The sequence below is a fragment of the Sphingomonas corticis genome, assembly GCF_012035195.1.
Classification (GTDB): domain Bacteria; phylum Pseudomonadota; class Alphaproteobacteria; order Sphingomonadales; family Sphingomonadaceae; genus Sphingomonas; species Sphingomonas corticis.
In genome coordinates this window covers 151,908-178,637 of record NZ_JAAVJH010000003.1, presented here as the reverse complement: position 1 = coordinate 178,637, position 26,730 = coordinate 151,908, and the positions used below count along the sequence as shown (strand labels likewise).

Below are 26,730 nucleotides of genomic sequence, written 5' to 3'. Positions count from 1 at the left end.
GTGCTACCCGCGCAGCCGTGCCGCGTGCCAGGCCAGGTGATCGGCCATGAAGGTGGAGACGAAGGTGTAGCCGTGGTCGTAGCCCGGCTGCATCCGCAGCGTCAGCGCGATGCCCGCGTCGCGGCACGCCGCCTCCAGCAGCGCGGGGCGCAATTGTTCGGCGAGGAACGGGTCTGCGTCGCCCTGGTCGACCAGCAGGTCGGGCAGCCGCGCGCCGTCGCCGATCAGCGCCACTGCGTCGTGGCGGCGCTGCGCGGTGCGATCGTCGCCGAGATAGGCGTCGAGCGCCTTGCCCCAGGGCACCTGCGTCGGCGCGACGATCGGCGCGAAGGCGGAGACGCTGCGGTATCGGCCAGGATGGCGCAGCGCGACCGTCAGCGCGCCGTGCCCGCCCATCGAGTGGCCGGTGATCCCCTGCCGTTCCATGTCGACGGGGAAATGCTCCGCGACCAGCGCGGGCAGCTCCTGCGTGACATAAGACCACATCGCGAAGTGCGGCGCCCAGGGCGCCTGCGTCGCGTCGACGTAGAAGCCGGCGCCCTGCCCCATGTCCCACGCGTCGGCATCGGCGACGCCCTCGCCCCGCGGGCTGGTGTCGGGCGCGACGAGGATCACCTTCTCCCGCGCGCAGGCGGCGCGATACTCGCCCTTGTCGGTCACGTTGGCGTGGGTGCAGGTGAGGCCCGACAGGAACCACAGCACCGGCAGCCGCTCCCCCTCCTCATGCGCGGGCACGAACACCGAGAAGGTCATCGGGGTGCCCGTGACGCGGCTGTCGTGGCGATAGACGCCCTGCGCGCCGCCATGCGCGCGGGAGAGGGAGACGGTCTCCATCACGCCGCGGCCGGCATCCGGTGCATGGCGCACAATTTGTTCCCGTCCGGATCGCGCAGATAGGCCAGGTACAGGTCGCCGAACGAGGCGGAGCGCACGCCGGGCGCGTCCTCGATCGCGGTGCCGCCGGCCTCAACCCCGGCCTTGTGCCAGGCATCGGCCTGCTCCGGCCCGTCCACGGCGAAGCCGATCGTGCCGCCGTTGGCGTGGGTCGCGGGCTGGCCGTCGATCGGGGCCGTCACCAGGAACAGCCCGCCGTTGTGCATGTAGATCAGGCGGCCCTTCTCGTCCTGGATCGCCGGGCGTCCGCCCATCGCGCCGAACAGCGCGTCGTAGAAGGACTTCGACCGCTGCAGGTCGTTCGAGCCGACCATCATGTGACTGTACATCGTCCTCTCCCCATCATTCTGTTGTTCGCCTCCTGTGCGGCAGAGCGTGGCGGGCGGCAAGGCCCTCGCCGGCCGGAGCCGACGAACGACTTGCCCGAGGAGCGGATTTGCCGCATGGTAGCGCTATCCAAACGGAGGGGATACATGCGGCTCGGGCAAGCGATCGGGATCGCGGCGGCGTTGGCGCTGCCGGCGCACGCGGCGGAGCGCAGCCCGCGCTGGATCGCGACCTGGGGCACGTCGCAGCTGTCGCTGGAGGACAAGGACGCGCTGCCCGCGTTGGGCGGCGACCGCGGCGTCACCGTGCGACAGACGGTGCGTGTCGCCGCAGGCGGCGAGCGGGTGCGGGTGCGCTTCTCCAATGCGTTCGGGCGCGCGCCGCTGACGCTCGCCAAGGCGCGGGCCGCCGACGTGCCGCTCACCTTCGCGGGACGGCCGTCGACCGACATCCCGCCCGGCGCCGAGGTCTATTCGGACGAGGCGGCGGTGTCGATTCCGCGCGGCGGCGATCTGACCATCTCCCTCCACCTGCCCCGCCCCGGCGACCTGCGCACCGGCCATCCCGGCGCGCGCGCGACGACGATCGTGGCGCCGGGCGACCAGGTGGACGCCGCCACGCCGACGGGGGGGACGAGCGTGCCGCGCTGGTTCGCCATCGCCGACGTGGAGGTGTCCGCCCCGGCATCGGCCCGCACGTCCGCCGCCGGCACGATCGTCGCGATCGGCGACTCGATCACGGACGGCTACGGCGTGGCGCCCGACACCAACACGCGCTGGACCGACGTGCTCGCCGCGCGGCTGCGCGGCTCCACCGCGCTCGCCGGCTGGGGTGTCGTGAACGCCGGGATCGGTGGCAACCGGGTGACGCTGGACGGGCTCGGCCCCAACCTCCTCGCGCGCTTCGACCGCGACGTGGTGGCGCGCAGCGGGACGAAGGTCGCGATCGTGCTGGAGGGGATCAACGACCTGGGCACGCTGACGCGCGAGAAGCCTGCGACCCCGGCGGAGCACGCCGCGCTCGTCCGCCGCATCACCGCCGGCTACGTCGAGATCGCGCGCCGCGCGCGCGCGCACGGCATCCGCATCATCGGCGGCACGGTGATGCCGTTCGTCGGCAACGATTATTATCACGCCGATGCCGCGAACGAGGCGGACCGGCAGGCGGTGAACGCCTTCATCCGCCAGTCGGGCACGTTCGACGCGGTGATCGATTTCGACGCCGCGCTGCGCGATCCGGCGCGGCCCGACCGGCTGGCGCCGGCGTATGATTCGGGCGACCACCTCCACCCCTCCGCCGCGGGCTTCGCCGCGATGGCGCGCGCGGTGCCGCTGGCGCTGATCGCCGGACCGCTGCCGGCGCGGGCGGAACCGGGGCCGTCGATCGCGCTGACCTTCGACGACATCCCGGTCCACGGCGCGCTGCCGCCCGGCGCCACCCGCGCGGGGGTGATGCGCGACCTGGTCGCCGCGCTGAAGGCGGCGGGGGCACCCGCGCACGGCTTCATCAACGGCGCGCGCCAGGTGGGCGACGCCGACGCGGCAGCGGCCACCGCGGCGTGGCGCGCGGCCTTTCCGATCGGCAACCACGGCTACGAGCATCGCGGCGTGGACGAACTGAACGGCGGCGGCTTTCGCGACCAGCTGGTCCGCAACGAGGCCGCGGTCGGCAGCAGCGCGCGCTGGTTCCGCTATCCCTATCTCTCCGAGGGCGCGACGGCGGCGAGGCGCGACGCGGCGCGGGCGGTGCTGGCGGAGCGCGGCTATCGCATCGCGGCGGTGACGGCGAGTTTCGCCGACTACAGTTACAACGATCCCTATGCCCGCTGCATGGCGAAGCGCGACGCCGCCGGGGTCGCCGCGCTGGAGCGGCACTGGCTGGCCGCGGTGCGGCTGGACGCCGAGTCCGCGCGCGCGCGGATGCGGGCGCTGTACGGGCGCGAGGTGCCGCTGGTGCTGCTGATGCACGTCGGCGCGTTCGACGCGCGGATGCTGCCGCGCACGCTGGCGCTGTACCGCGCGATGGGCTTCCGCTTCGTCGCGCTCGACGCGGCGCAGGCCGATCCGGTCTACGCCGCCGCCAACGATCCGGCGATGCCGGGGCCCTCGCCGGACCTCGCGCGTTCCGCGGCGGAGGCGGGCGTGGTCCCGCCCGCCGCCGCGCTTCCTTCCATCGATTTCGGAAAGCTGTGCCAGTGACCTCATCCTTCGATCCCGCGACCGACCTGTCCGCCGACTGGCGCGAGGGGCTGTGGCTCGGCCGCATCGACCGCGGCCAGGGGCCGACGCCCGTGCTGGTGGCGGGCGGCGTCGCGCACGACATGTCCCGCGTGGCGCCGACCGTGTCCGAGCTGGTCGCCGCCCGCGCGTTCGACGCCGACGCAGGCGAGGCGATCGGCGACGCCGCGGCGCTGGACGGCGAGTGGCTGGCGCCGATCGACCTGCAATGCGTGAAGGCGGCGGGCGTCACCTTCGCCGTCTCCACCCTGGAGCGCGTGATCGAGGAGGCGGCGCGCGGCGACGCCACCGCCGCCGCGGGCGTGCGTGCGCGGCTGGAGCAGCGGATCGGCGGGGGCCTGCGCTCCGTCACGCCGGGGTCGGAGGAGGCGGCGGCGCTGAAGGCGGCGCTGATCGAGGACGGCCTCTGGTCGCAATATCTCGAGGTCGCGATCGGGCCGGACGCGGAGATCTTCACCAAGGCGCCGGTGCTCTCCTCGGTCGGCTACGGCGCGATGGTGGGCGTGCGCAGCGATTCGTCGTGGAACAATCCCGAGCCGGAGGTGGTGCTGGTCGTGGCCGCGGACGGCGCGATCGTCGGCGCGACGCTGGGCAACGACGTGAACCTGCGCGATTTCGAGGGGCGGTCGGCGCTGTTGCTGGGCAAGGCGAAGGACAACAACGCCTCCTGCTCGCTCGGCCCGCTGATCCGCCTGTTCGACGGCGGCTACTCGCTGGACGACGTGCGCGCGGCCGAAGTGACGCTGACCATCGACGGCGCGGACGGCTATCGGCTGGACGGCACCAGCTCGATGCGCGAGATCAGCCGCGATCCCGCGGAACTCGCGCGCCAGGCGCTGAGCGAGCATCATTATCCCGACGGCTTCGTCCTGTTCTGCGGCACGTTGTTCGCGCCCAAGCAGGACCGCGACGAGCCCGGGCGCGGCTTCACCCATGCCGAGGGGGACGTGGTGACGATCGCCGAACCGCGGCTGGGCCGGCTGGTGAACCGCGTGACGACGTCCAAGGCGGCGCCGGCGTGGACGCTTGGGATCGCCGGGCTGATGCGCAACCTGGCCCGGCGCGGCCTGCTGTGAAGGGGAACTCGGACGTGTTGCAAACGACGACGGGCGGCGCACGCGCGCATTATCCCAGCCTGGCGGGCAAGAAGGTGATCGTGACCGGGGGCGGATCGGGCATCGGCGCCGGGCTGGTCGAGGCGTTCGTCGCGCAAGGGTCGCGCGTCGCCTTCGTCGATATCCAGCAGGACGCGGGCGAGGCGCTGGCGGCGCGGCTTTCCGGCAGTGACGCCCCGGCGCCGATCTTCCGCCCGCTGGACCTGACCGATATCGACGCGCTGAAGGACACGTTCGGCGCGCTGGAGGAGGCGCTGGGCGGCGTGGACGTGCTGGTGAACAACGCCGCCAACGACGACCGCCACGCCGTCGCCGACGTGACGCCGGCCTATTGGGACGAGCGCATGAACGTGAACCTGCGGCACCAGTTCTTCGCGGCGCAGGCGGTGGTGCCGGCGATGGCGCGCGCGGGCGGCGGCGCGATCCTGAACTTCGGGTCGATCAGCTGGCACCTCGCGCTGCCCGACCTGATCCTCTACCAGACCGCCAAGGCCGCGATCGAGGGGCTGACGCGCAGCCTGGCGCGCGACCTGGGCCGGCAGGGGATCCGCGTGAACACGATCGTACCGGGCAACGTGCAGACGCCGCGGCAGGAGAAATGGTACACGCCCGAGGGCGAGGCGGAGATCGTCGCCGCGCAATGCATGGACGGGCGCATCCAGCCCGCGGACATCGCCGCCATGGCGCTGTTCCTGGCCAGCGACGACGCGCGCTTCTGTACCGGCCACAATTATTTCGTCGATGCCGGCTGGCGCTGAAGCCGTCGCGCGCGTCGCGGCCACGCTGGGCGAAGGGCCGGCCTGGTTCGACGACGCCCTGTGGTTCGTCGACATCAAGGCGCCGGCGGTGCTGCGCTTCGATCCGGCGTCCGCCACCCTGAACCGCTGGCGCGCGCCGGACCAGGTCGGCTGGGTGCTGCCGGCGGAGGACGGGTCGATCGTTGCCGGGGTGAAGGGCGGATTGCATCGCTTCGATCCGGCGACGGGCGGCTTCGCGCTGCTGGCCGCGGTGGAGGCCGACCGGCCGGGCAACCGCCTGAACGACGCCACCGTCGATGCGGCGGGGCGGCTTTGGTTCGGCACGATGGACGATGCGGAGGACGCGCCGAGCGGCGCGATCTACCGCGCCGACGCGGGGGGCATCGCGCGGGTGATCGACGGCGTGTGCATCACCAACGGCCCCGCGGTCAGCGCCGACGGGCGCACGCTCTACCACCACGACACGCTCGCCGGACTGGTGCTCGCGAGCGACATGGACGCGGGCGGCGCGGTCACGGGCACCCGCGTGCTGGCGCGGATCGACCCGCGCGACGGCTATCCGGACGGGCCGACGCTGGACGCGGAGGGGTGCCTGTGGATCGGGCTGTTCGCGGGCGGCGAGGTGCGCCGCTACGCACCCGACGGCACGCTGCTGGCGACGGTGCCGCTGCCGGCGGCCAATGTCACCAAGATCGCGTTCGGCGGCGCGGGCCTGCGCACCGCCTATGCCACGACTGCGCGCAAGGGGCTGTCGGCGGCGGCACTGGCGGCACAGCCGCACGCGGGCGACCTGTTCGCGTTCGACGCCGGGGTGGCGGGGATGCCGTTGCCGCGCGTGTCGATGGCGACGCTGGCAGGGTTCGGTCCGGCCTGACCGCAGTCGAAGGCTAGGGGTGCCGGTGGCTGCGCTTCGACTTCGCTCAGCACGAACGGGGGGTATCGGGGGCGGGCGATCCCACCTCGGTTCGGCCTGAGCGCAGTCAAAGGCGATGCGCGACGTTCGCTGCCCGTCACCGATAGCGGTACAGCTTCACCCGCTGCACCGTGAATTCCTCCGGCGGGAGGCGGACGTGGCGGCCCTGGTGGGTCTGGTCGCCGTTCATGCGGCGCTCGGCAAGGAAGCGGCCCGCCTCCATCCGGCCCTCGTCGGCCGCCTCGATCCCGGCGACCCCCCTGCCGTCCGCGGGCGCGAAGGTGACGGTGACGCCGCGGCCCGCGATCAGATACTCGCCCTCCCCCGTCGCCAGCACGATCGCGCCGTGCTCGGCGGGCTGCTGCTTCTCCTTGGGCGTCCACGGATCGGTGAAGCGCAGCGACAGGCGATAGCCCGCCATGACGGTCGTCTGGTCGGCAAGATCCGCCGTGCCGTCGAAGGCGATCGGCGCGCGGGCGCCCCACAGCCGGTCGGTGCCCTGCCGCGCCAGGATCAGCGGCGACAGCCCGTCCAGCAGGCGGTAGAGCGAGGCGAGCCGCGCGCCGCCCTCCGCCGGGATCGTGTCGATCGAGAAGGGGCTGAACCCCATCGCGTCGAGCGCGCCGATCGCGAACAGTGCGTTGCCGGTGGCATCGGCGGCGCCGGACTGGCCCGCCTCCGGAATGAACAGCGGGTTGCGCGGCAGCGCCGCGTACCGCCGCGTCCACTCGACGAAATTCGGGTAATAGATGTCGGGCGCGAGAAAGTCGATCGTCGGCGCGCCCTTGGTCCACAGCTCCGCCAGATGCGGCAGCGGGCCGGCGGCGGGATAGCCCTTGCCCGGCACCGCGGTTGGCCGCGGCAGCGCGGCGTTGACGTAGAGCGGGATGCCGTATTCCCGCCGCCCCGCCTGCGCGACGACGTCGGTATAGCGCGCGAAATGCCACGCCATGAACGCCTCGTCGGCGCCCGTGCCATAGGCCTGCGTCCAGCTGCCGCGCCTGCCCAGCGCGGCGGGCAGCGGGGCGGCGAAGGCGCGGTCGGCGGCGGCGGAGCGGTCGCGCGCCTCCGGGATCATCCCGATCTCGTTCTCCACCTGCACCATCAGCACGGTGCGCTGCGGATCCGCCTGCTTCAGGTGCCGCATCAGCGCGGCGAAGGCGCGCGCGTCCGCCGTCGCATTGGCGGGCACGAAGGGGGAGAGGATCTCCAGCGGCGTGCCGTCGGCGGTGCGCGCGCGCGGGAAGCGGCGCTCGTCGCGCTTCACCCAGGCGGGGGCGTAGCTGGACATGGAATTCTTCCAGCTGCCGAACCACAGGATCACCACGCGCAGCTTGGCCGCGCGCGCGTCCGCCAGCAGGCCGTCGACCATGGCGAAGTCGAAGCGGCCCTCCGCCGGCTCGATCAGCTCCCAGCTGACCGGCATCAGCACGGTGTTGACGTTCATCGCGGCCAGCGCGGGCCAGCGCGCCGCCATGTAGCCGCGGTCGGACGCGCTGGAATTGGCCAGCTCGCCGCCCAGCATCAGGAACGGCCGGCCGTCCACCTCCAGCTGGCGGGCGCCGTGCGCGTCGACCAGCCGGGGCAGCGGCGCCGGCGCCGCCGATCCTTGCGCCTGCGCGGCGGTGACGGTGGAAAGCAGCGCCGCCGCCGCGAACAGGCGCCGGATCATCCCGCCATCTCCTCCAGTTCCTTGCCCTTCGTCTCGTGGATGAAGCGGCGGACGAGAACGAAGCTGATCGCGGCGCATACGCCGTAGAAGGTGTAGCTGGCGGCCAGGCCCAGCCCGGCGGCCATCACCGGGAAGCTCTGTGCGATCAGGTAGTTGGCGAACCACTGCGCGAAGCCGCAGACGGCAAGCGCGGAGCCGCGGATCTGGTTGGGGAACATCTCGCCCAGCATCACCCACATCACCGGGCCCCAGCTGACGTTGAAGAAGATGACGTAGAGGTTGGCCGCGACCACCGCGATCACGCCCAGCTGCTGCGACAGGACCAGCTTGCCGGTCGGATCGAGCGTGCCGTGGCTGAAGGCGTAGACCATCACGAACAGCGTGACCGCCATGCCCGCCGACCCGATCAGCAGCAGCGGCTTGCGCCCGATCTTGTCGATGACGGCGATGGTGACGAAGCACGCCGCGATCGACACCGCGCCCGACACGATGTTGATGAGCAGCGCGTCGCCTTCGGTGAAGCCGGCGAGCTGCCACAGCGTCGCGCCGTAGTAGAAGATGACGTTGATGCCGACGAGCTGCTGGAACACGGCGAGCAGCAACCCGGCCCACACCACCGCGCGGATGCCGAGGAAACCGGTGCCGCCCGGCGGGGTCAGCACGTCCGAAAGCCGCGGGCGGTGGTCAGCGGAGAAGCTGCCGCGGATCTCCTCCAGCTTGGCGCGCGCCACGGCCTCGCCGAACAGCCGGGTGAGCACCCCGCCCGCCTCGTCGTGCCGGCCCTTGGCGACCAGGAAGCGCGGGCTCTCCGGGATGAAGAACAGCGCCACCAGGAACACCGCGGCGGGCACCGCCTGCATCAGGTACATCCATCGCCAGGCGGCATAGCCGGTGCCCCACAGCTCGGCGGTGGAATCGTTGCCCGCCGCCTGCTGGAGGAAATAGTTGACCACGAATGCCGCGGTCAGCCCGGTGATGACCATGATCTGCTGCACCGTCGTCATCCGTCCGCGGATGTTGGCCGGCGCGACCTCGGAGATATAGGCGGGCGACAGCACCGACGCGGCGCCCACGGCCATGCCGCCGACGATGCGCGCGATGACGAAGACCGTGTGGTCGGCGGTCAGCCCCTGCACCAGCGCACCGCCCAGGAACAGCACCGCGGCCAGCCGCATGACGTTGCGCCGCCCGGCCCTGTCGGCCAGCGTGCCGGCGAAGAAGGCGCCGATGAAGCAACCGATCAGCAGCGAGCCGACGGTGAAGCCCAGCCCCGCCTCGTCCAGCGCGAACGCCGCCTTCAGCCCCGGCTGCGTTCCGTTCACCGCGCCGCTGTCGTAACCGAACAGCAGCCCGCCGATCGTCGCCACGGCCACGATGGCGGCAATGAAGCCGACGTTGGCCGCCCCTTCGGGAACCGCGCTGGGCGGCGCCCCCGTATCCGAACCGAATCCTGCCACGAACCCCTCCCTCAATGATTGTGCCGCGGCGTCCGCGCCGCGATGCCGCGATATTTCTCCGCGAACTCCAGTATCGCGCCGTCGGCCAGCTGTCCCGTCTTCTCGCGGTACAGCTCTTCCCACGGCGTGTGGCTCTGCGGCACCGGCGGCGGTGCCTCGCCGCGGCGGCGCGCGATCTCGTCCGCCGCCACCAGCGCGTCGCAGGTGCCGGCGCGAAGATCGATGCGGATCGTGTCGCCGGTGCGCAGCCACGCCAGCCCGCCACCGGCCGCGCTCTCCGGACTGGCGTTCAGGATCGACGGGCTGTCCGACGTGCCCGACTGGCGCCCGTCGCCGAGCGTCGGCAGCGCCATGATGCCGCGGCGGATCAGATGGTCGGGCGGCTGCATGTTGACGACCTCCGCCGAGCCCGGCCAGCCGATCGGCCCGGCGCCGCGGATGACGAGGATGCACCGTTCGTCGATGTCGAGCGCGGGGTCGTTGATGCGGTGGTGGTAGTCGTCCGACCCGTCGAACACGATCGCGCGCGCCTCAAACGCGTCGCCGTCGGAGAGGAATTGCGCGCGGAAGGCGTCGGAGATGACGCTGGTCTTCATGATCGCGGTATCGAAGAGGTTGCCGGAAAGAACCAGGAAGCCCGCGTCCTCCTTCAGCGGATCGTCCCACGCACGGATCACCTCGCGATCGGAGGCGACGCGGCCGGCCAGGTTCTGCGCCAGCGTGCGGCCCGTCACCGTCAGGCATTCGCCCGCCAGCTTCCCCGCCGCCAGCAGCTCCGCCATGACCGCGGGCACGCCGCCGGCACGGTGGAAGCGCTCGCCCAGGAAGCGGCCGGCGGGCTGCACGTCGACCAGCAGCGGCAGGCGGTAGCCGTGCTCCATCCAGTCGCCGGGCGCGAGGTCGACCCCGGCGTGGCGCGCCATGGCGTGGATGTGCGGCTGCGCGTTGGAGGAGCCGCCGATCGCGGTGACGACGCGGATGGCGTTCAGGAAGCTGTCGCGCGTCAGCACCCGCGACGGGCGCAGGTCCTCGTACGCCATCTCGACGATGCGGCGCCCGGTTTCGTACGCGATCTGCCCGCGTTCGCGGTACGGCGCCGGAATGGCGGCGCAGCCCGTAAGCGAGAGGCCCAGCGCCTCCGCCACCGCGTTCATCGTGCTGGCCGTGCCCATGGTGTTGCAATGGCCCGCGCTGGGCGCGCTGTCGCAGGCGCGCTGGAGGAATTCCTCCTCGTCGATCTCGCCCGCGGCGAGCTTGCGCCGGCTCCGCCAGATGACGGTGCCCGAACCGACCAGCTCGCCCTCGTGCCAGCCGTCCAGCATCGGGCCGCCGGACAGGACGATGGCGGGGATGTCGACGGTGGAGGCGGCCATGATGCCGGACGGCGTCGTCTTGTCGCAGCCGGTGGTCAGCACCACGGCGTCGATCGGGTAGCCGTACAGCGTCTCGACGAGCCCGAGATAGGCGAGGTTGCGGTCGAGCGCCGCGGTGGGGCGGCGGCAATTCTCGAAGATCGGGTGGACCGGGAACTCCATCGCCACCCCGCCGGCGTCGCGGATGCCGTCGCGCACGCGACGCGCCAGCTCGACGTGGATGCGGTTGCAGGGCGACAGGTCGTTGCCGGTCTGCGCGATGCCGATGATCGGCCGGCCCGAGCGCAGCTCCGCCGGCGTCAGGCCGTAGTTCATGAAGCGTTCGAGGTAGAGCGCGGTCATGTCCGACCGCGACGGATCGTCGAACCAGTCGCGCGAGCGGAAACGGCGGTGCGGCGAACGATCCAAGCGACCCTCTCCCGACCGGCCCGTCCCTGTTGGTCGTCGCCGGTCACATTGATATCGCTACCATGCCCCGCGCGGGGACAAAGTCAAGACGCCACGGTGCGCGGGCGGCGGCGCGGGGCGGCGTCGGACTGGCGACGGATCAGCGTGAAGTCCAGCAGGCGGTGGTCGACGCCCTTCGCCGGCTCCTTGCGGCGGATCGCGGCGACCAGCATCGCGATGGCGGCGCGCGACATGTCGGCGATCGGCTGGTGGATCGTCGTCAGCTCCGGCCAGATCGCGGTGGCGAGCAGCGTGTCGTCGAAGCCGCAGACGGTGATGTCGCTCGGCACGTCGAGCCCGCGGCGATGCGCCACCGCTACGGTGGCGGCGGCCATGTCGTCGTTGCTGGCGAAGATGGCGGTGGGCGGGTCGGCGCGGTCGAGCAGTTCCTCCGCCGCGTCGAGGCCGGAGCGATAGGTGAACAGCCCGCGCGCCACCAGCGCCGGATCGAAGGCGATGCCCTGCGTCGCCAGCGCGGCGCGATACCCCTCCAGCCGGGCGGCGCTCGCGGCCTGGTTCGCGTCGCCCTCGATGAAGCCGATGCGGCGGTGGCCGAGCGCCAGGATGTGCTGCGTCATCGTGAACGCCGCCTCGCGATTGTCGATGCTGACCGCGATCAGATGCTCCGGCGGCTGCCCGCTGGCGACCAGCACGGTGGGCACCTTCGCTTCGGACAGCAGGTCCAGCACCGCCGCGCTCTCGTTCAGCGGCGGGGGCAGGACGACGCCGTCCACGCCGCGCGCGATCAGGTCACGCGTCACCTCCAGCTCGTGGTCGCCGATCTCGCATTTTTCGAAGATCAGCTGCACGTCGGCGCGCGCCGCCTGCTCCAGCGTGCCGACCAGGAACTCGCCCAGGAAGCCGGCACTGGGGTTGGAATAGAGCAGCGCGATGCGCAGCTGCCCTGCCCCCGCCAGGCTGCGCGCGGCGGGATTGGGCGAATAGTCCAGCGCGGCGATCGCGGCGTTCACCGCGTCGCGCGTCGCCGGGCGGACGTTGTTCTCGCCGTTGATGACGCGGCTGACCGTCATCGCCGACACACCCGCGGCGCGCGCCACGTCGGCGATGGTGGGCAGGTTGGTCTGGCGGCGGGAGGGACGGCGGCTCACGGCGCGTTGGTTCTCACGATCGTTGCTCCGACGCAATCACCCTATTTCCCCTGCCCCGGCGCGTAGGGGAAGGACAGCGACTTGTAATGATCCAGCGTGTCCGCGGGCGCCGCCGCGCCGGCGGGCAGCGGCAGGCCGTTGATGCTGGTCCAATAGGCGACGGAGGCGTCGCGCCACCAGCGCGCCTCGCGCTCCTGCACGGCGAGGTCGTCCGACACGACGCGGAAGCGCTCGGCGTCGATGTCCGGCCGGAGCGCCTGCCACTGCGCGCGCATCGTGCCGACGGCGGCGACGCCGCGATCGTAGCGGCGCACCAGCGCCTGCCACAAGGTGCCGCCTTCCGGCATCCGGTAATCCCACGGCAAGTGGTGGAACCACAGCAGGTAATCCTCGCCCACCGTCCTCGGATCGGCGAAGCGGCGCGCCAGCGGGCGGGCATATTGCGCCACCGCGTCGCTGCCCGTGCGCGTCCGGTCGAAGCCGATCCCCCTGGCGTCGGCGCGATGGTAGTAGACCGGGTTCCATTCGGGCCGGGCGAGATCGGCGACCCACGGCGCCGGGCCGTAGTGATGGCCGGTGCCCATCAGGTGCGCGAGGCCGAGCGGCGTCATATAATCGACCACCGCCTGTCGCGAGGGCATCATCATCGCCGCCACGGGCGCCGCGACCGCGGGCGAGAAGGTCTGCGCCGCCCACTCGCGCGCGAGGGCCGCGGGATCCGCGGCGGGATCCCACGCCAGCCGGCCGAACGCATACCAGTTCGCCTGGTCGAAAATCGAGCCGGACCAGTCGCGGTCGGTGCCGATGTTGGCGACCCCGGCGATGCCGGTCAGCCGGTGCCCCTCCAGCGACCCGTCGACCACCTTCGCGACGGTCGAGCCCTTGCCCTTCGCGAAGGTGTCGGCGGACAGCACCTCCGACCACATCGTGCCGAGATAGGCGAGATGGGTGGAGAAGCCGAGATATTCCTTGGTGATCTGAAATTCCGCCACCAGCGGCGTCTTCGGCATGGCGCCGAACAGCGGGTGGAAGGGTTCGCGCGGCTGGAAATCGAGCGGGCCGTTCTTCACCTGCACCAGCACGTTGTCGGCGAACTTGCCGTCGAGCGGCCGGAACTCGGTCCACGCCTGCTTGGCGCGGTCCGCGGGATCGGTGTCGGCGTAGACGAACGCGCGCCAGACGACGGTGCCGCCGTGCGGGCGGACCGCGGCGGCGAGCATGTTGGCGCCGTCGGCGTGGCTCGCCCCATAGTCGCGCGGCCCGGGCTGCCCCTCGCTGTTCGCCTTCACCAGGAAGCCGCCGAAATCCGGAATGGCGCGCCACACCTCGTCAGCCTTCGCGCGCCACCACGCCGCCACCGCAGGATCGCGCGGGTCGGCGGTCTTCAGCCCGCCCAATTCGATCGGCGCGGAGAAGCGCGCGGACAGGAACGTGCGGATGCCCCACGGCCGCAGCACGTCGGCGACCGCCGCCGCCTTGGCCAGATAGGGCGCGGTGAGGCTGTCCGCCTTGGCATTCACGTTGTTGAGGACGGCGGCGTTGATGCCGATCGAGGCGTTGGCGCGGGCATAGTCGGTCAGCCGCGGGTCCACCCGGTCGGGCAGCCGCCACCAGTCGAAGATCGACTGGCCGGCATAGCCGCGCTCGACGTGGCGATCGAGATTGTCCCAATGGTTCAGCATCCTGAGCGCCACGCGCGGGCGATCCTGCACCGCGATGCGGTCGATCGCCTCGCCCTGCTCCACCCGCCGGATCAGCGCGAAGGCGCCGTAGAGGACGCCGACGGGGCGATTGGCGGCGATCACCATGGTGGCGCGCCCGCCGACGCTCGCCGAGCGGATGACGAAGCCGTCCTCGCCCAGCTTCGCCAGCGGCAGGCGCAGCGCGGCGATGGCGGGCGAGGCGGTGGTGCCGATCAGCAGCGCGCGGGCGGAGACCGCGGGCGCCGCGCCGCCGCGCCACCCCGCCGCCGCGCGTTCCAGTTCCCGCGCCGCGAGCCGGACGGTGGCGTCCGCCTCCGCCGCCTCGACCGCCAGCGCGGGCGCGTCGGCCAGCGGGCGGTGCCGCAGCCACAGGTCGTAGCCGTCTTCCGCCGCGGCCGGCGCGGCGAGGCCGAGCGCCGACAGGATGGCGAGCCAGATCGCGGGCGTCCTCATGTCCTCTCCTCCGTGGGCCGGTCTATCAGCTTGACAAGCCGACCGCAGGGTTAGCATGGTAGCGCTATCGACAACAAGCGCCCGCGAAGGCGCGCGGATCGCGAGAGGATGGACGCGGGATGGCTCGACGCACGGCATGGCTGCTGGCCGGCGCACTGGCGGGCGGCGTCGCCATGGCCGCGACCGCCGCGCCCAGGACGACCGCGGCGCGCGAGGCGGCCCCGCTCTACAAGGATGCCGCCGCGCCGGTGGAAGCGCGCGTGGAGGACCTGCTGCGTCGCATGACGCTGGAGGAGAAGGTCGCGCAGATCACGACGATCTGGGAGGCGCGCAAGGCGCTGGGCGCCGCACCCTCCCCCGCCGCGCTGAGCGCCGCCTATCCGAACGGGCTGGGCCAGGTGGCGCGCCCGTCCGACGCGGGGGGCGCGGGCAGCCCGCGTACCAACCCCGGGCGGGGGCCACGCGCGACCGCGGAATACGTCAACCGCCTGCAACGCTGGGCGGTGGAGCGCACGCGGCTGGGCATCCCGATCCTGTTCCACGAGGAGGGGCTGCACGGCCTGGCCGCGAAGGGGGCGACCAGCTTCCCGCAGGCGATCGCGCTCGCCTCCAGCTGGGATCCCGACCTGGTCCGCGCCGTCAACGAGGTGACGGCGCGCGAGACGCGGGCGCGCGGCGTGCAGCTGTCGCTGACCCCGGTCGTCGACATCGCGCGCGACCCGCGCTGGGGCCGGATCGAGGAGACGTTCGGCGAGGATCCCTATCTGGTAGGCGAGATGGGCGTCGCCGCGGTCGAGGGATTGCAGGGACGCGGGCCGACCGCCCGGCTGGGCGAGGGCCGCGTCTTCGCCACGCTGAAGCACCTGACCGGGCACGGCCAGCCCGAGGCCGGGCAGAACATCGCCCCCGCCCCGCTGGCCGAGCGCGAGCTGCGCGAGTTCTTCCTGCCGCCGTTCGAGCAGGTGGTGACGCGCACCGGCATCGCGGCGGTGATGGCGAGCTACAACGAAGTCGACGGGGTGCCGAGCCACGTCAACCGCTGGCTGCTGGGCGACGTGCTGCGCGGCGAGTGGGCGTATCGCGGCGCCGTGGTCAGCGACTATTACGCGATCGACCAGTTGCAGAGCATCCACCACGTCGCGCGCACGCTGGACGAGGCGGCGGCGCGCGCGATCGACGCGGGGGTGGATGCCGACCTGCCCGAGGGCACCGCCTATGCCACCTTGGTGAAGGCGGTGCGCGAGGGCCGCGTGCGCGAGGCGGCGGTGGATCGCGCGGCGCGGCACATGCTGACGCTGAAGATGCGCGCCGGGCTGTTCGAGCGGCCCTATGCCGATCCCGCGGCGGCCGAACGCGTGACCAACACGCCCGCCGCGCGCGCGCTGGCGCGCACCGCCGCGGCGCGGTCGATCACGCTGCTGACGAACAAGGGAATGCTGCCGCTGAAGGCGGAGGGCACGATCGCGGTAATCGGCCCCAACGCCGCGGTCGCCCGGCTGGGCGGCTATTACGGCCAGCCGCCCGTCACCGTCTCGATCCTCGACGGCATCCGCGCGAAGGTCGGCAAGCGCGCACGGATCGTCCATGCCGAGGGGGTGAGGATCACCGAGGGCGACGACTGGTGGGAGGACAAGGTGACGCTGGCCGACCCAGCCGCCAACCGCCGCCGCATCGCCGCAGCGGTGGAAACGGCCAGGGGCGCGGACCGCATCGTGCTGGCGATCGGCGATACCGAGCAGACCAGTCGCGAGGGCTGGGATCCCAAGCACCTGGGCGATCGCCCCAGCCTGGACCTGGTCGGCGAGCAGCAGGAATTGTTCGACGCGCTGAAGGCGTTGGGCAAGCCGATCGCCGTGGTCCTCATCAACGGCCGCCCCGCCTCCACCGTCGCCATCGCCGAGCAGGCGGATGCGCTGGTCGAGGGCTGGTATCTGGGCGAGCAGGGTGGCAACGCCATGGCCGACGTGCTGTTCGGCGACGTGAACCCCGGCGGCAAGCTGCCCGTCACGATCCCGCGCAACGCGGGCCAGCTGCCGATCTTCTACAACGTGAAGCCATCGGCGCATCGCGGCTATCTGTTCGATACCACGGCGCCCTTGTTCCCGTTCGGCCACGGCCTCAGCTACACCCGCTTCGACGTGGGCGCGCCGCGGCTGTCGGCGGCGTCGATCGGCCCGGCGGGGCACGTCACCGTGTCCGTCGACGTCGCGAACACCGGCGCGCGCGCAGGCGACGAGGTGGTGCAGCTCTACATCCGCGACGACGTGTCGTCGGTGACGCGCCCGGTGAAGGAGCTGAAGGGTTTTCGCCGCGTGACGCTGGCGCCCGGCGAGCGGCGCACCGTCACCTTCGACATCGGGCCCGATGCCCTGCAATTGTGGAGCCGCGACATGAAGCGCGTGGTGGAACCCGGCACGTTCACGATCATGGCCGGCGCGAACTCGGTCGAACTGAAGTCCGCCACGCTGACGGTGACGAAGTGAGGGCCGGGGTGAACCGCCGCCGCTTCCTGATGGCGGGCGCGGCGAGCCTCCTCCCGCTTCGCGCCGCCGCGGCGACGGCGCCCGTGTACCAGGACTCGCGCGCGCCGGTGGACCTGCGCGTCGCCGACCTCATCGGCCGCATGACGCTGGAGGAGAAGGTCGCGCAGATGACCGCGCTGTGGGCGACCAAGGCCGACGTCATGGACGGGCTGGACTTCGCGCCGGCCAAGGCGAGCGCCGCCTACCCGCAGGGGATCGGACAGATTACCCGCCCGTCCGACCGGCGCGGCGGGCCGCAGGCGGCGGTGGTCGCGGGGGGCACGGGCGCGCGCTGGCGCGGGGCGGCGTCCACCATCGCCTTCGTCAATGCCGCGCAGAAATGGGCGCGCGAGGAGACGCGACTGGGCATCCCGATCCTGTTCCACGAGGAATCGCTGCACGGCTACATGGCGCCCGACGCCACCATGTTCCCGCAGGCGATCGGCATGGCGGGTGCGTTCGACCGCGAGCTGATGCGGCGGATGCAGGAAGTGACCGCGCGAGAGGTGCGCGCGCACGGCAGCGTGTTGGCGCTGTCGCCCGTGGTGGATATCGCGCGCGATCCGCGCTGGGGCCGGATCGAGGAGACGTTCGGCGAGGACACGTACCTGTGCGGCGAGATGGGCGTCGCGTCGGTCACGGGGTTGCAGGGCGGCACCGGCACCACCCTGCCCCCCGGCCACGTCTTCGCCACGCTGAAGCACATGACCGGCCACGGCCAGCCGCTGGCGGGCAACAACATCGGCCAGGCGCCGCTGGGCGAGCGCGAGCTGCGCGAATTCTTCTTCCCGCCGTTCCGGGCGGTGGTGACGCGCACCGGGATCGCCGCCGTCATGCCCTCGTACAACGAGATCGACGGCCTGCCGAGCCACGCCAACCGCTGGCTCCTCACCGACGTGCTGCGCGGCGAGTGGGGCTTCGGCGGCGCGATCGTCAGCGACTATGGCGCGGTGGACGAGTTGCAGAAGATCCACCACGTCGCCGCCGACCTGCCCGATTGCGCGCGGCAGGCGCTGCACGCCGGCGTCGACAGCGAGCTGCCCGACGGCATCTCCTATCGCACCCTGGCCGATCAGGTGCGCGCGGGCACGGTGTCGCGCGCGGCCGTCGACGCGGCCTGCGCGCGGATGCTGGCGCTGAAGTTCCGCGCCGGACTGTTCGAGGACAGGCCCTATGACGCACGCGCCGCCGCGCGGCTGACCGGCAACGACGAGGCCCGCGCGCTCGCGCTGGCGGCGGCGGAGAAGTCGCTGTGCCTGCTGACCAACGACGGCACGCTGCCGCTGGCGCCCGGCGCGCACCGGCGCGTGGCGGTGATCGGCCCCAACGCCGCCATCGCGCGGCTCGGCGGCTATTCGGGGGCGCCGCGCCACGCCGTGTCGCTGCTGGACGGCGTGCGCGCGCATCTCGCCGGCAAGGCGGAGGTGGTCCACGCGCAGGGCGTGTTCATCACGCGGAGCGAGGACCGCTCGGTGGACGAGGTGCTGCTGGCCGACCCGGCGAAGAACCGCGCGCTGATCGCGGAGGCGGTGGAAGCGGCGAAGCGCTGCGACGTGATCCTGCTGGCGATCGGCGATACCGAGCAGACCAGCCGCGAGGGCTTCGCGAAGAACCACCTGGGCGACCGCACCAGCCTGGACCTGGTCGGCGAGCAACGGGAATTGTTCGACGCGCTGCACACGCTGGGCAAACCCATAGTAGTCTGCGCCATCAACGGCCGCCCGCCGTCCTGGCCGGCGGTGATGGCCAGGGCCAATGCGGTGCTGGAATGCTGGTACCCCGGGCAGGAGGGCGGCACCGCGATGGCGCGCGCGCTGTTCGGCGCGGTGAACCCCGGCGCCAAGCTGCCCGTCACCGTGCTGCGCGACGCGGGCCAGGTGCCGCTGACGTACAACCGCAAGCCCTCCGCCGGGCGCGGCTACGTGATCGGCGACCCGACGCCGCTGTTCCCGTTCGGCCACGGCCTCAGCTACACCACGTTCGCGATCGATCCGCCGCGCCTGTCGGCGCCGCGCATCGGCATCGCGGGCGAGGTGACCGTGACGACGGTCGTGCGCAACACCGGCGCGCGCGCAGGCGACGAGGTGGTGCAGCTGTACCTGCGCGACCGCGAGGCGAGCATCACCCGGCCGGTGAAGGAGCTGAAGGGCTTCCAGCGCGTCACCCTCGCCCCCGGCGAGGCGAAGGAGGTGAGCTTCACGCTCGCCAGCGACACCTTCGCCCTGTGGAACGCGGACATGGAGGAAGTGGTCGAACCCGGCCTGTTCGACATTATGGTCGGACCGAATTCGGTCGACCTGCAGACCGTCACGCTCGAGATCGCCTGAGGACCCCCATGCCCAAGATCGTCGCCGCCCGCGTCATCGTCACCTCTCCGGGGCGCAATTTCGTGACGCTGAAGATCGAGTGCGACGACGGCACCACCGGCGTCGGCGACGCGACGCTGAACGGACGCGAGCTGGCGGTGGCGAGCTATTTGGCCGATCACGTCGTTCCCTGCCTGATCGGGCGCGACGCGCACCGGATCGAGGATATCTGGCAGTATCTGTACAAGGGCGCCTATTGGCGGCGCGGGCCGGTGACGATGACCGCGATCGCCGCGGTCGACGTGGCGCTGTGGGATATCAAGGGCAAGATCGCGGGGCTGCCGGTCTATCAGCTGCTGGGCGGCGCCGCGCGCGAGGGGTGCATGGTCTATTGCCATGCCAACGGGACCTCGATCGAGGACACGATCGCCGTCGCGTTGGCCGAGCGCGACAAGGGCTACAAGGCGATCCGGCTGCAATGCGGCGTCCCCGGCCTTTCCTCCACCTACGGCGTCGCGAAGCCGGGCCAGCGCTACGAACCCGCCGACGCGAATCTGCCGACGGAGGCCATGTGGTCGACCGAGAAGTACCTGCGCGTCGTGCCCGAGCTGTTCGCCGCCGCGCGCGACGCGCTGGGCTGGGACGTCCACCTGCTCCATGACGTCCACCACCGGCTGACGCCGATCGAGGCCGGGCGGCTGGGCCGCGACCTGGAGCCGTACCGCCCCTATTGGATCGAGGATCCGACCCCGGCGGAGAACCAGGACGGCTTCGCGCTGATCCGCCGGCACACGACGACGCCGATCGCGGTGGGCGAGGTGTTCAACTCGATTTGGGACTGCAAGACGCTGATCGAGACGCAGTCGATCGACTATATCCGCGCCACGGTCGTCCACGCCGGCGGCCTGACCCACCTGCGCCGCGTCGCTGCGCTGGCCGACCTGTACCAGGTCCGCACGGGCTGCCACGGCGCCACGGACCTGTCGCCGGTGACGATGGCGGCGGCGCTGCACTTCGGCCTGTCGGTACCCAATTTCGGCGTGCAGGAGCATATGCCGCACACGGAGGAGACCGACGCGGTGTTCCCGCACGGCTATTCCTTCGCAGACGGCATGATGCACCCCGGCGACGCGCCGGGACTGGGTGTCGACATCGACGAGGAGCTGGCCGCGGGATACGAGTACAGGCGCGCCTATCTGCCGGTGAACCGGCTGGAGGACGGCACGCTGTTCAACTGGTGACGCGGGCTCTTGCCGTATCCATGTTGTTAGCGCTATCGGTAACGCCATAGGCCGTCGACGGCCAGACTCACGGGAGAGAGACGATGCGCGCTCGCGCGACCTTGGCCACCCTCATGCTGCTGACCGCCGGCGCCTCCACCGCGCAGACCGCCCCCGCGACCGCGCCGGAACCGCGCGCACCCGATGGCCGCCGCTACCTGTCGCAGCCGCTGGTGACGGAGATCTACACCGCGGACCCCTCCGCCCACGTCTTCGCGGGCAAGCTGTACATCTATCCCAGCCACGACATCGACGGTCCCGCGCCGGAGGACGATCTGGGCGGCCATTTCGAGATGCGCGACTATCGCGTGCTCAGCATGGACCGGCCCGGCGGCAAGGTGACGATCCACCCGGTCGCGCTGGACGTGAAGGACGTGCCTTGGGCCGAGAAGCAGGCGTGGGCGCCCGACGCGGCGTTCAAGAACGGCACCTATTACCTCTATTTCCCCGCCAAGGACCGCCAGGGCGCGTTCCGCATCGGCGTCGCCACGTCCCGTTCGCCGGTCGGCCCCTTCGTGCCGGAAAAGGCGCCGATCAAGGGCAGCTTCTCGATCGATCCCGCGGTGTTCACCGACACGGACGCGAAGAGCTACATGATCTTCGGCGGGATCTGGGGCGGCCAGCTGCAGCGCAACACGAGCGGAACCTACGATCCCAACGGCTCGAAGACCGACCTGAACGCGCCGGACAAGCCCGCGCTGGCGCCCAAGATCGCGATGATGTCCGCCGACATGAAGCAGTTCGCGCACGCGCCGCGCGACGTGCAGATCGTCGACAAGGCGGGCAAGCCGATCCTGGGCGGCGACACCGACCGCCGCTTCTTCGAGGCGGCGTGGATGCACAAGTACCAGGGCAAATACTATCTCAGCTGGTCGACCGGCGACACGCATTACCTGGTCTACGGCATCGGCAACTCGCCCTACGGCCCTTTCACGTACCAGGGCCGCATCCTCGAACCCGTCGTCGGCTGGACCACGCACCACTCGATCGTCGAGTGGCAGGGCAAGTGGTGGCTGTTCTACGCCGACAGCCAGCTGTCGGGACAGACGCGGCTGCGCAACGTGAAGATGACGGAGCTGACGTACAACGCGGACGGCACGATCCGCACGATCGATCCGCTGGTCAAGTGATGGCGCCCTCGCCCCGCCTCTGTACCACGGCCGAGAGGGACTGACCCGATGTTCCTCGGCATCGATATCGGCACGTCGGGCGTGAAGGCGGTGGTGCTCGACGAGCGCGGCGCCGTCGTGGCGCAGGGCGTCGCGGCGCTGACGGTGCAGCGACCGCACCCCTTGTGGTCCGAGCAGGATGCCGATGCCTGGTGGCAGGCGACCGACGCCGCGGTGCGCGCGCTGCCCGCCGACGTGCGGCGCGCGGTGCGCGGCGTGGGCGTGGCGGGGCAGATGCACGGCGCGACGCTGCTGGGCGAGGACGACCGCCCGCTGCGTCCCGCGATCCTGTGGAACGACGGGCGCAGCCACGCCGAGTGCGCGGAGCTGGACGCGGCGGCGGACTTCCGCGGCATTGCCGGGAACCTCGTCATGCCGGGCTTCACCGCGCCCAAGCTGGCGTGGGTGCGGCGGCACGAGCCGGAGACCTTCGCGAAGGTCCGCACCGTGCTGCTGCCCAAGGATCACGTCCGCCTGCGGATGACGGGCGAGAAGGCGAGCGACGTGTCCGACGCGGCGGGCACCTTGTGGCTCGACGTCGCGAAGCGCGACTGGAGCGACGCGCTGCTCGCCGCCACCGGGCTGTCCCGCGCGCAGATGCCGCGCGCGGTGGAGGGCGTCGCCGTCACCGGCACGCTGCGTGCCGAGGTGGCGGAGGCGTGGGGCATGGCGGGCGTGCCGGTGGCGGGCGGCGGCGGCGACAACGCCGCGGGCGCCGCGGGCGTGGGCGTGGTGACGGACGGCGACGCGCTGCTGTCGCTCGGCACGTCGGGTGTCATCTTCGTCGCGACGAAGGACTTCCGTCCCAATCCGGCGCGCGCGGTCCACGCCTTCTGCCACTGCCTGCCCGGCCTGTGGCACCAGATGAGCGTCCACCTGTCCGCCGCCGCCTGCATCGACTGGGTCGCGCGGCTGACCGGCGCGGCGGGCGCGGCCGAGCTGTTCGCGCGCGCGGAGGCGGCGGGGCCGGCGAGCGGGCCGGAGATCTTCCTCCCCTATCTTTCCGGCGAGCGGACGCCGCATAACGACGCCGAGGTGCGCGGCGGCTTCCTCGGCCTCGACCACGACACCTCGCCCGAGCGGCTGGCGCAGGCGGTGCTGGAAGGCGTGGCGTTCGCATTGGCCGACGGCCTCGACGCGCTGCGCGACGCCGGGACGACGGTCAATCGACTGTCCGTGATCGGCGGCGGCGCGCGCTCGCGCTACTGGGGGCAGACGATCGCGGCGGCGCTGGGCGTCGAGCTGGTCTATCTTTCCGGTGGCGAGGTCGGCCCGGCGCTGGGCGCCGCGCGGCTGGCGCAGATCGCCGTCGACGGCGGCGCCCCCGCGGACGTCTGCGTTCCCCCGCCCGTCAGCCACACGATCGCCGCCGACCCCCTCCTCGCCGAGCGGCTCGCGCCCAAGCGCGCCCGCTTCGTCGACGCCTATCCCCGCATCACGCCGAACAGGACCCGAGCATGACCGACTATTTCGCCGCGATTCCGACGATCAAGTACGAGGGTGCGGACAGCACCAACGAGCTGGCCTATCGCTGGTACGACAAGGACCGGGTCGTGCTGGGCAAGCGGATGGAGGACCATCTACGCTTCGCCGCCTGCTTCTGGCACACCTTCTGCTGGCCGGGCAGCGACGTGTTCGGCGCGGGCACGTTCGATCGCCCGTGGCACCGCGGCGCGAACGACAGCGCGGCGGCGAAGGCCAAGCGCGAGGTTGCGTTCGACTTCTTCCAGAAGCTCGACATCCCCTTCTACTGCTTCCACGACGTGGACGTGATGGCGGAGGCGAACTCGGTCGCGGAGCATCGCCGCTATCTCGCCGAGGCGGTCGACCATCTGGAGCAATTGCAGGCGTCGACCGGACGCAAGCTGCTGTGGGGCACCGCCAACGCCTTCTCGCACCCGCGCTTCGCCGCGGGCGCGGCGACCAATCCCGATCCCGAGGTCTACGCCTTCGCCGCGATGCAGGTGCGCGACGCATTGGAGGCGACGCATCGGCTGGGCGGCGCGAACTACGTGCTGTGGGGCGGTCGCGAGGGCTATGAGACGCTGGCGAACACCGACATGAAGACGGAGCTCGACAATTTCGGCGCGTTCCTGACGAAGGTGGTCGAGCACAAGCACAAGATCGGCTTCACCGGCACGATCCTGATCGAGCCCAAGCCGCACGAGCCCACCAAGCACCAGTACGACTTCGATACCGCCACCGTGTACGGCTTCCTGAAGCGCTACGGCCTGGAAGACGAGGTGCGCGTCAACATCGAGGCGAACCATGCGACGCTGGCCGGCCACACCTTCGAGCACGAGATCGCGACCGCGGGCGCGCTCGGCATCTTCGGTTCGATCGACGCGAACCGCGGCGACCCGCAGAACGGGTGGGACACCGACCAATTCCCCAATTCGGTGGAAGAGCTGACGCTCGCCATGCTGGAAATCGTGCGGGCGGGCGGGTTCACCACCGGCGGCTTCAACTTCGACGCGAAGGTGCGGCGCCAGTCGATCGACGCGGAGGACCTGTTCCACGGCCATATCGGCGGCATCGACGTGGTGGCGAAAGGCCTGCTGAACGCCGCCGCCCTGATCGAAGACGGCCGGCTGGATGCGATCAAGGCGGAGCGCTACGCCGGATGGCAGGGCGAGTTCGGGCGCGAGGTGCGCGCGAGCGACCTGGCCGGCATCGCCGACCTGGCGGTCGAGCGCGCGATCGATCCCCGCCCGCGGTCGGGCAAGCAGGAGCGGATCGAGAATATCGTCAACCGCTTCATCTGATACCCTTCTTTCCACCCGCGCGGGCTGGGGTCCAGAGTTGTCGCACGAGCGTTGCATCGTCTGGCTCTGGATCTGCGGCCTGCGCCGGGATGACGAATGCGATGGGAGGTGAGAATGACGGGCACGATCGACCGACGCTCTTTGGTGGCAGGCGCCGCCGCCCTCACCCTCGGCGCTCCCGCCCTCGCGCAGCCGCGGCGCAAGCTGGGCTACGCCATCGTCGGCCTGGGCGGTTATGCCGGGCGCATCCTGCCCGAGTTCGCGAATTGCTCGACCAGCCGCGTCACCGCGCTGGTCAGCGGCGACCGCGCCAAGGCGACGGAATGGGCGAGGAAATACGGCGTGCCGGAAAGCGGCATCTACGACTATACGACGTTCGACCGCATCGCCGATAACAAGGACGTGGACATCGTCTACGTCATCCTGCCCAATTCGATGCACGCCGAGTACACGATCCGCGCGGCCAAGGCGGGCAAGCACGTGATGTGCGAGAAGCCGATGGCGGTTTCCGCGGCGGAGTGCGAGCAGATGATCGCGGCGTGCGCGCGCGCGAACCGCAAGCTGATGATCGGCTATCGCAGCCGCTTCCAGCCGCACAACATGGAAGCGATCCGGCTGGCGAGGAGCGGCGCGGCGGGGAAGATCCGTTACGTCCGGTCCGAGCACGGCTTCGTCATGCGCGATCCCTCGGTCTGGCGGCTCGACCGGGCGCGATCGGGCGGGGGATCGCTGATGGATATCGGCATCTACGCGCTCCAGGCCGCGCGCTACATGACCGGGGAGGAGCCGGTCGCCGTCTCCGCCACGGAGAGCACGGACCGCCGCGATCCGCGGTTCCGCACGGTGGAGGACCTGCTCGCCTGGACGATGGAGTTTCCCTCCGGCGCGATGGCGGGGTGCCAGACGATGTACTCCGCCAGTCAGAACCGCATCTTCCTTGCCGGGACGGAAGGACGGATCGAGCTGGAGCCCGCCACCGGATACGAGGGGCAGAAGATGTGGACCGGCAAGAACGGCCGCGACCGCGAGGTGACGCCCCCGCCCGGCCCGCGGTCCACGCAGTTCGCGGGGCAGCTGGACCATCTGTCCGAATGCATCCTCGCCGACCGCGAGCCGATCGTCTCCGGCAAGGAGGGGTTGCAGGACCTGCGCATCATCGAGGCGATCTATCGCTCCGCGCGCGAGGGGCGGCGGGTGACGCTGTGATGATCGGCCGCCGCACGCTGCTCGCGGGCACGGCCGGCGCGCTGGTCGCGGCGGCAGCTCCTGCCCTGCCCCGCTTCGAACGCCGCTCGCGGGCGCTCGACCGGCTGTTTCCCGCGGCGCCGGCGTTCGAGACGGTGGCGAGCGGCATCCGCTGGGCGGAGGGGCCGCTGTGGATGGGCGACCACCTGCTTTTCTCCGATCCGCCCGCGGGCATCACCCGCCGCTGGTCGCCGCGGGACGGCGTGTCGCTGTTCCTCCCCGCCCCGCCGGGTCTCGATGCGCAGCTGGTGCGCGAGGGCGGCACCAACGGCCTCGCCAGCGACGCGCGCGGGCGCGTGCTGGCGGCGCACAGCGGGTTGCGCGCGATCATCGCGGTCGATCCCGCCACGCGCGCGGTGACGACATTGGCGGACTGCTTCGGGGGCAAGCGCCTCAACAGCCCCAACGACCTGGTCGTCGACGCCGACGGCGCGATCCTGTTCACCGACCCGCCCTACGGCCTGACCGGGGGCGACGCCTCCCCGCTGAAGGAGCTGGAGCACAACGGCGTCTACCGCGTGACGCCGGACGGCGGCGTGACCCTGCTCGACGGCACGCTGTCGCGCCCCAACGGCATCGCGCTGGCGCACGGCCGGCTCTACGTGGCGGAGAGCAACGAGGCCGCGCCGCGGATCTGGTGCTACGACTGGAAGGACGGCCGCGCGACGAACCGCCGCGTCTTCCTGGACGCCAGCGGCTGGCCGGGCCCTGGGCTGCCCGACGGGATGAAGGCGGCGCACGGCCTGCTGTTCTGCAGCGCGCCGGGCGGGATCGTCATCCTCGACGCGCAGGCGCGATCGCTCGGCCGCATCCGCCACGACCGGCCGATGGCCAACGTCGCCTTCGCGCCCGGCGCGATGTACCTGGCCGCGGACGACCGCATCCTGCGCGTGGCGATGCGGCGGTGATCGCGGTCCCGCGAAGGCGGGAGCCCGGAGCCACGCATGCGGCGCATCAGACCCTGGGCTCCCGCCTTCGCGGGAGC

The 26,730-nt window shown here is 71.7% G+C and carries 19 protein-coding genes; 12 read left to right on the top strand and 7 right to left on the bottom strand.

The genetic code is table 11. The features are described from left to right. Positions 1–3: 3 nt before the first annotated feature. Both fghA and HBH26_RS05890 read right to left on the bottom strand, forming a co-directional pair. Complete coding sequence (gene fghA / locus HBH26_RS05895; protein WP_168133926.1) at positions 4–834, bottom strand: S-formylglutathione hydrolase; 831 nt, start codon at positions 832–834, stop codon at positions 4–6. Beyond that, positions 834–1,223, bottom strand: coding sequence for a VOC family protein (locus HBH26_RS05890; RefSeq protein ID WP_168133675.1), 390 nt, complete (start codon positions 1,221–1,223; stop codon positions 834–836). Before HBH26_RS05890 ends, fghA begins: the two co-directional genes overlap by 1 nt. A 144-nt stretch (positions 1,224–1,367) precedes the next feature. Between HBH26_RS05890 and HBH26_RS05885 the strand changes: the two genes are divergently transcribed. From HBH26_RS05885 to HBH26_RS05875, 4 genes are read left to right on the top strand one after another with little or no spacing between them, the layout of a single operon-like run. Next, the gene (locus HBH26_RS05885; RefSeq protein ID WP_168133674.1) at positions 1,368–3,419 is read left to right on the top strand and encodes a GDSL-type esterase/lipase family protein; all 2,052 of its coding nucleotides are present in this window, start codon (positions 1,368–1,370) and stop codon (positions 3,417–3,419) included. After that, positions 3,416–4,534, top strand: a complete 1,119-nt coding sequence (locus HBH26_RS20625) for a fumarylacetoacetate hydrolase family protein (protein WP_338057264.1) — start codon at positions 3,416–3,418, stop codon at positions 4,532–4,534. The genes HBH26_RS05885 and HBH26_RS20625 overlap by 4 nt, the downstream gene beginning before the upstream one ends. Positions 4,535–4,548: 14 nt before the next feature. Beyond that, positions 4,549–5,331: a D-xylose 1-dehydrogenase gene (xylB, locus tag HBH26_RS20620; RefSeq protein ID WP_338057263.1), complete on the top strand. Its 783-nt coding sequence runs from the start codon at positions 4,549–4,551 to the stop codon at positions 5,329–5,331. Continuing rightward, positions 5,315–6,205, top strand: a complete 891-nt coding sequence (locus HBH26_RS05875) for an SMP-30/gluconolactonase/LRE family protein (RefSeq protein WP_168133673.1) — start codon at positions 5,315–5,317, stop codon at positions 6,203–6,205. Before xylB (HBH26_RS20620) ends, HBH26_RS05875 begins: the two co-directional genes overlap by 17 nt. Positions 6,206–6,341: 136 nt before the next feature. Here the strand turns inward: HBH26_RS05875 and HBH26_RS05870 are convergent, their stop codons facing one another. The 5 genes from HBH26_RS05870 to HBH26_RS05850 all read right to left on the bottom strand — a co-directional run bounded on the left by HBH26_RS05870 (position 6,342) and on the right by HBH26_RS05850 (position 14,458). After that, entirely contained in the window at positions 6,342–7,916 is a 1,575-nt protein-coding gene (locus HBH26_RS05870; protein WP_168133672.1) for a DUF5597 domain-containing protein, read from the bottom strand. Beyond that, complete coding sequence (locus HBH26_RS05865) at positions 7,913–9,373, bottom strand: sugar porter family MFS transporter (protein ID WP_168133671.1); 1,461 nt, start codon at positions 9,371–9,373, stop codon at positions 7,913–7,915. The genes HBH26_RS05870 and HBH26_RS05865 overlap by 4 nt, the downstream gene beginning before the upstream one ends. Before the next feature lie 11 nt (positions 9,374–9,384). After that, positions 9,385–11,154, bottom strand: a complete 1,770-nt coding sequence (locus HBH26_RS05860) for an IlvD/Edd family dehydratase (RefSeq protein ID WP_168133670.1) — start codon at positions 11,152–11,154, stop codon at positions 9,385–9,387. A gap of 83 nt (positions 11,155–11,237) precedes the next feature. Beyond that, positions 11,238–12,302: a LacI family DNA-binding transcriptional regulator gene (locus tag HBH26_RS05855; protein ID WP_338057260.1), complete on the bottom strand. Its 1,065-nt coding sequence runs from the start codon at positions 12,300–12,302 to the stop codon at positions 11,238–11,240. A gap of 41 nt (positions 12,303–12,343) precedes the next feature. Next, on the bottom strand, positions 12,344–14,458 hold the full coding sequence (locus HBH26_RS05850) for an alpha-glucuronidase family glycosyl hydrolase (RefSeq protein WP_168133669.1): 2,115 nt from the start codon (positions 14,456–14,458) through the stop codon (positions 12,344–12,346). Positions 14,459–14,631: 173 nt separating this feature from the next. Between HBH26_RS05850 and HBH26_RS05845 the strand changes: the two genes are divergently transcribed. The 8 genes from HBH26_RS05845 (at position 14,632) to HBH26_RS05810 (ending at position 26,653) form a co-directional block, all read left to right on the top strand. Beyond that, positions 14,632–16,941, top strand: coding sequence for a glycoside hydrolase family 3 N-terminal domain-containing protein (locus tag HBH26_RS05845; RefSeq protein WP_168133923.1), 2,310 nt, complete (start codon positions 14,632–14,634; stop codon positions 16,939–16,941). A gap of 29 nt (positions 16,942–16,970) precedes the next feature. Next, positions 16,971–19,307, top strand: a complete 2,337-nt coding sequence (locus tag HBH26_RS05840) for a glycoside hydrolase family 3 N-terminal domain-containing protein (RefSeq protein WP_168133922.1) — start codon at positions 16,971–16,973, stop codon at positions 19,305–19,307. Positions 19,308–19,315: 8 nt separating this feature from the next. Next, on the top strand, positions 19,316–20,527 hold the full coding sequence (gene manD, locus HBH26_RS05835) for a D-mannonate dehydratase ManD (protein ID WP_168133668.1): 1,212 nt from the start codon (positions 19,316–19,318) through the stop codon (positions 20,525–20,527). Positions 20,528–20,610: 83 nt separating this feature from the next. Further along, positions 20,611–21,696, top strand: a complete 1,086-nt coding sequence (locus tag HBH26_RS05830) for a glycoside hydrolase family 43 protein (RefSeq protein WP_168133667.1) — start codon at positions 20,611–20,613, stop codon at positions 21,694–21,696. 48 nt (positions 21,697–21,744) lie between these two features. Next, positions 21,745–23,196 carry a xylulokinase gene (gene xylB, locus HBH26_RS05825; protein WP_168133666.1) on the top strand — a complete coding sequence of 484 codons (1,452 nt, stop codon included), beginning with the start codon at positions 21,745–21,747 and terminating at the stop codon, positions 23,194–23,196. Beyond that, positions 23,193–24,500: a xylose isomerase gene (xylA, locus tag HBH26_RS05820; RefSeq protein ID WP_168133665.1), complete on the top strand. Its 1,308-nt coding sequence runs from the start codon at positions 23,193–23,195 to the stop codon at positions 24,498–24,500. Before xylB (HBH26_RS05825) ends, xylA begins: the two co-directional genes overlap by 4 nt. Before the next feature lie 114 nt (positions 24,501–24,614). Then, positions 24,615–25,706, top strand: a complete 1,092-nt coding sequence (locus HBH26_RS05815; protein ID WP_168133664.1) for a Gfo/Idh/MocA family protein — start codon at positions 24,615–24,617, stop codon at positions 25,704–25,706. Then, positions 25,706–26,653: an SMP-30/gluconolactonase/LRE family protein gene (locus HBH26_RS05810; RefSeq protein WP_168133663.1), complete on the top strand. Its 948-nt coding sequence runs from the start codon at positions 25,706–25,708 to the stop codon at positions 26,651–26,653. The genes HBH26_RS05815 and HBH26_RS05810 overlap by 1 nt, the downstream gene beginning before the upstream one ends. The last annotated feature ends 77 nt before the right edge of the window (positions 26,654–26,730 follow it).

Excerpts from the sequence above, each read along its gene's own strand:
- fghA (WP_168133926.1), bottom strand. The coding sequence starts at position 834 with ATGGAGACCGTCTCCCTCTCCCGCGCGCATGGCGGCGCGCAGGGCGTC.
- HBH26_RS05890 (WP_168133675.1), bottom strand. The coding sequence starts at position 1,223 with ATGTACAGTCACATGATGGTCGGCTCGAACGACCTGCAGCGGTCGAAG.
- HBH26_RS05885 (WP_168133674.1), top strand. The coding sequence starts at position 1,368 with ATGCGGCTCGGGCAAGCGATCGGGATCGCGGCGGCGTTGGCGCTGCCG.
- HBH26_RS05875 (WP_168133673.1), top strand. The coding sequence starts at position 5,315 with ATGCCGGCTGGCGCTGAAGCCGTCGCGCGCGTCGCGGCCACGCTGGGC.
- HBH26_RS05870 (WP_168133672.1), bottom strand. The coding sequence starts at position 7,916 with ATGATCCGGCGCCTGTTCGCGGCGGCGGCGCTGCTTTCCACCGTCACC.
- HBH26_RS05850 (WP_168133669.1), bottom strand. The coding sequence starts at position 14,458 with ATGAGGACGCCCGCGATCTGGCTCGCCATCCTGTCGGCGCTCGGCCTC.
- HBH26_RS05845 (WP_168133923.1), top strand. The coding sequence starts at position 14,632 with ATGGCCGCGACCGCCGCGCCCAGGACGACCGCGGCGCGCGAGGCGGCC.
- HBH26_RS05840 (WP_168133922.1), top strand. The coding sequence starts at position 16,971 with ATGGCGGGCGCGGCGAGCCTCCTCCCGCTTCGCGCCGCCGCGGCGACG.
- manD (WP_168133668.1), top strand. The coding sequence starts at position 19,316 with ATGCCCAAGATCGTCGCCGCCCGCGTCATCGTCACCTCTCCGGGGCGC.
- HBH26_RS05830 (WP_168133667.1), top strand. The coding sequence starts at position 20,611 with ATGCGCGCTCGCGCGACCTTGGCCACCCTCATGCTGCTGACCGCCGGC.
- xylB (WP_168133666.1), top strand. The coding sequence starts at position 21,745 with ATGTTCCTCGGCATCGATATCGGCACGTCGGGCGTGAAGGCGGTGGTG.
- xylA (WP_168133665.1), top strand. The coding sequence starts at position 23,193 with ATGACCGACTATTTCGCCGCGATTCCGACGATCAAGTACGAGGGTGCG.
- HBH26_RS05815 (WP_168133664.1), top strand. The coding sequence starts at position 24,615 with ATGACGGGCACGATCGACCGACGCTCTTTGGTGGCAGGCGCCGCCGCC.
- HBH26_RS05810 (WP_168133663.1), top strand. The coding sequence starts at position 25,706 with ATGATCGGCCGCCGCACGCTGCTCGCGGGCACGGCCGGCGCGCTGGTC.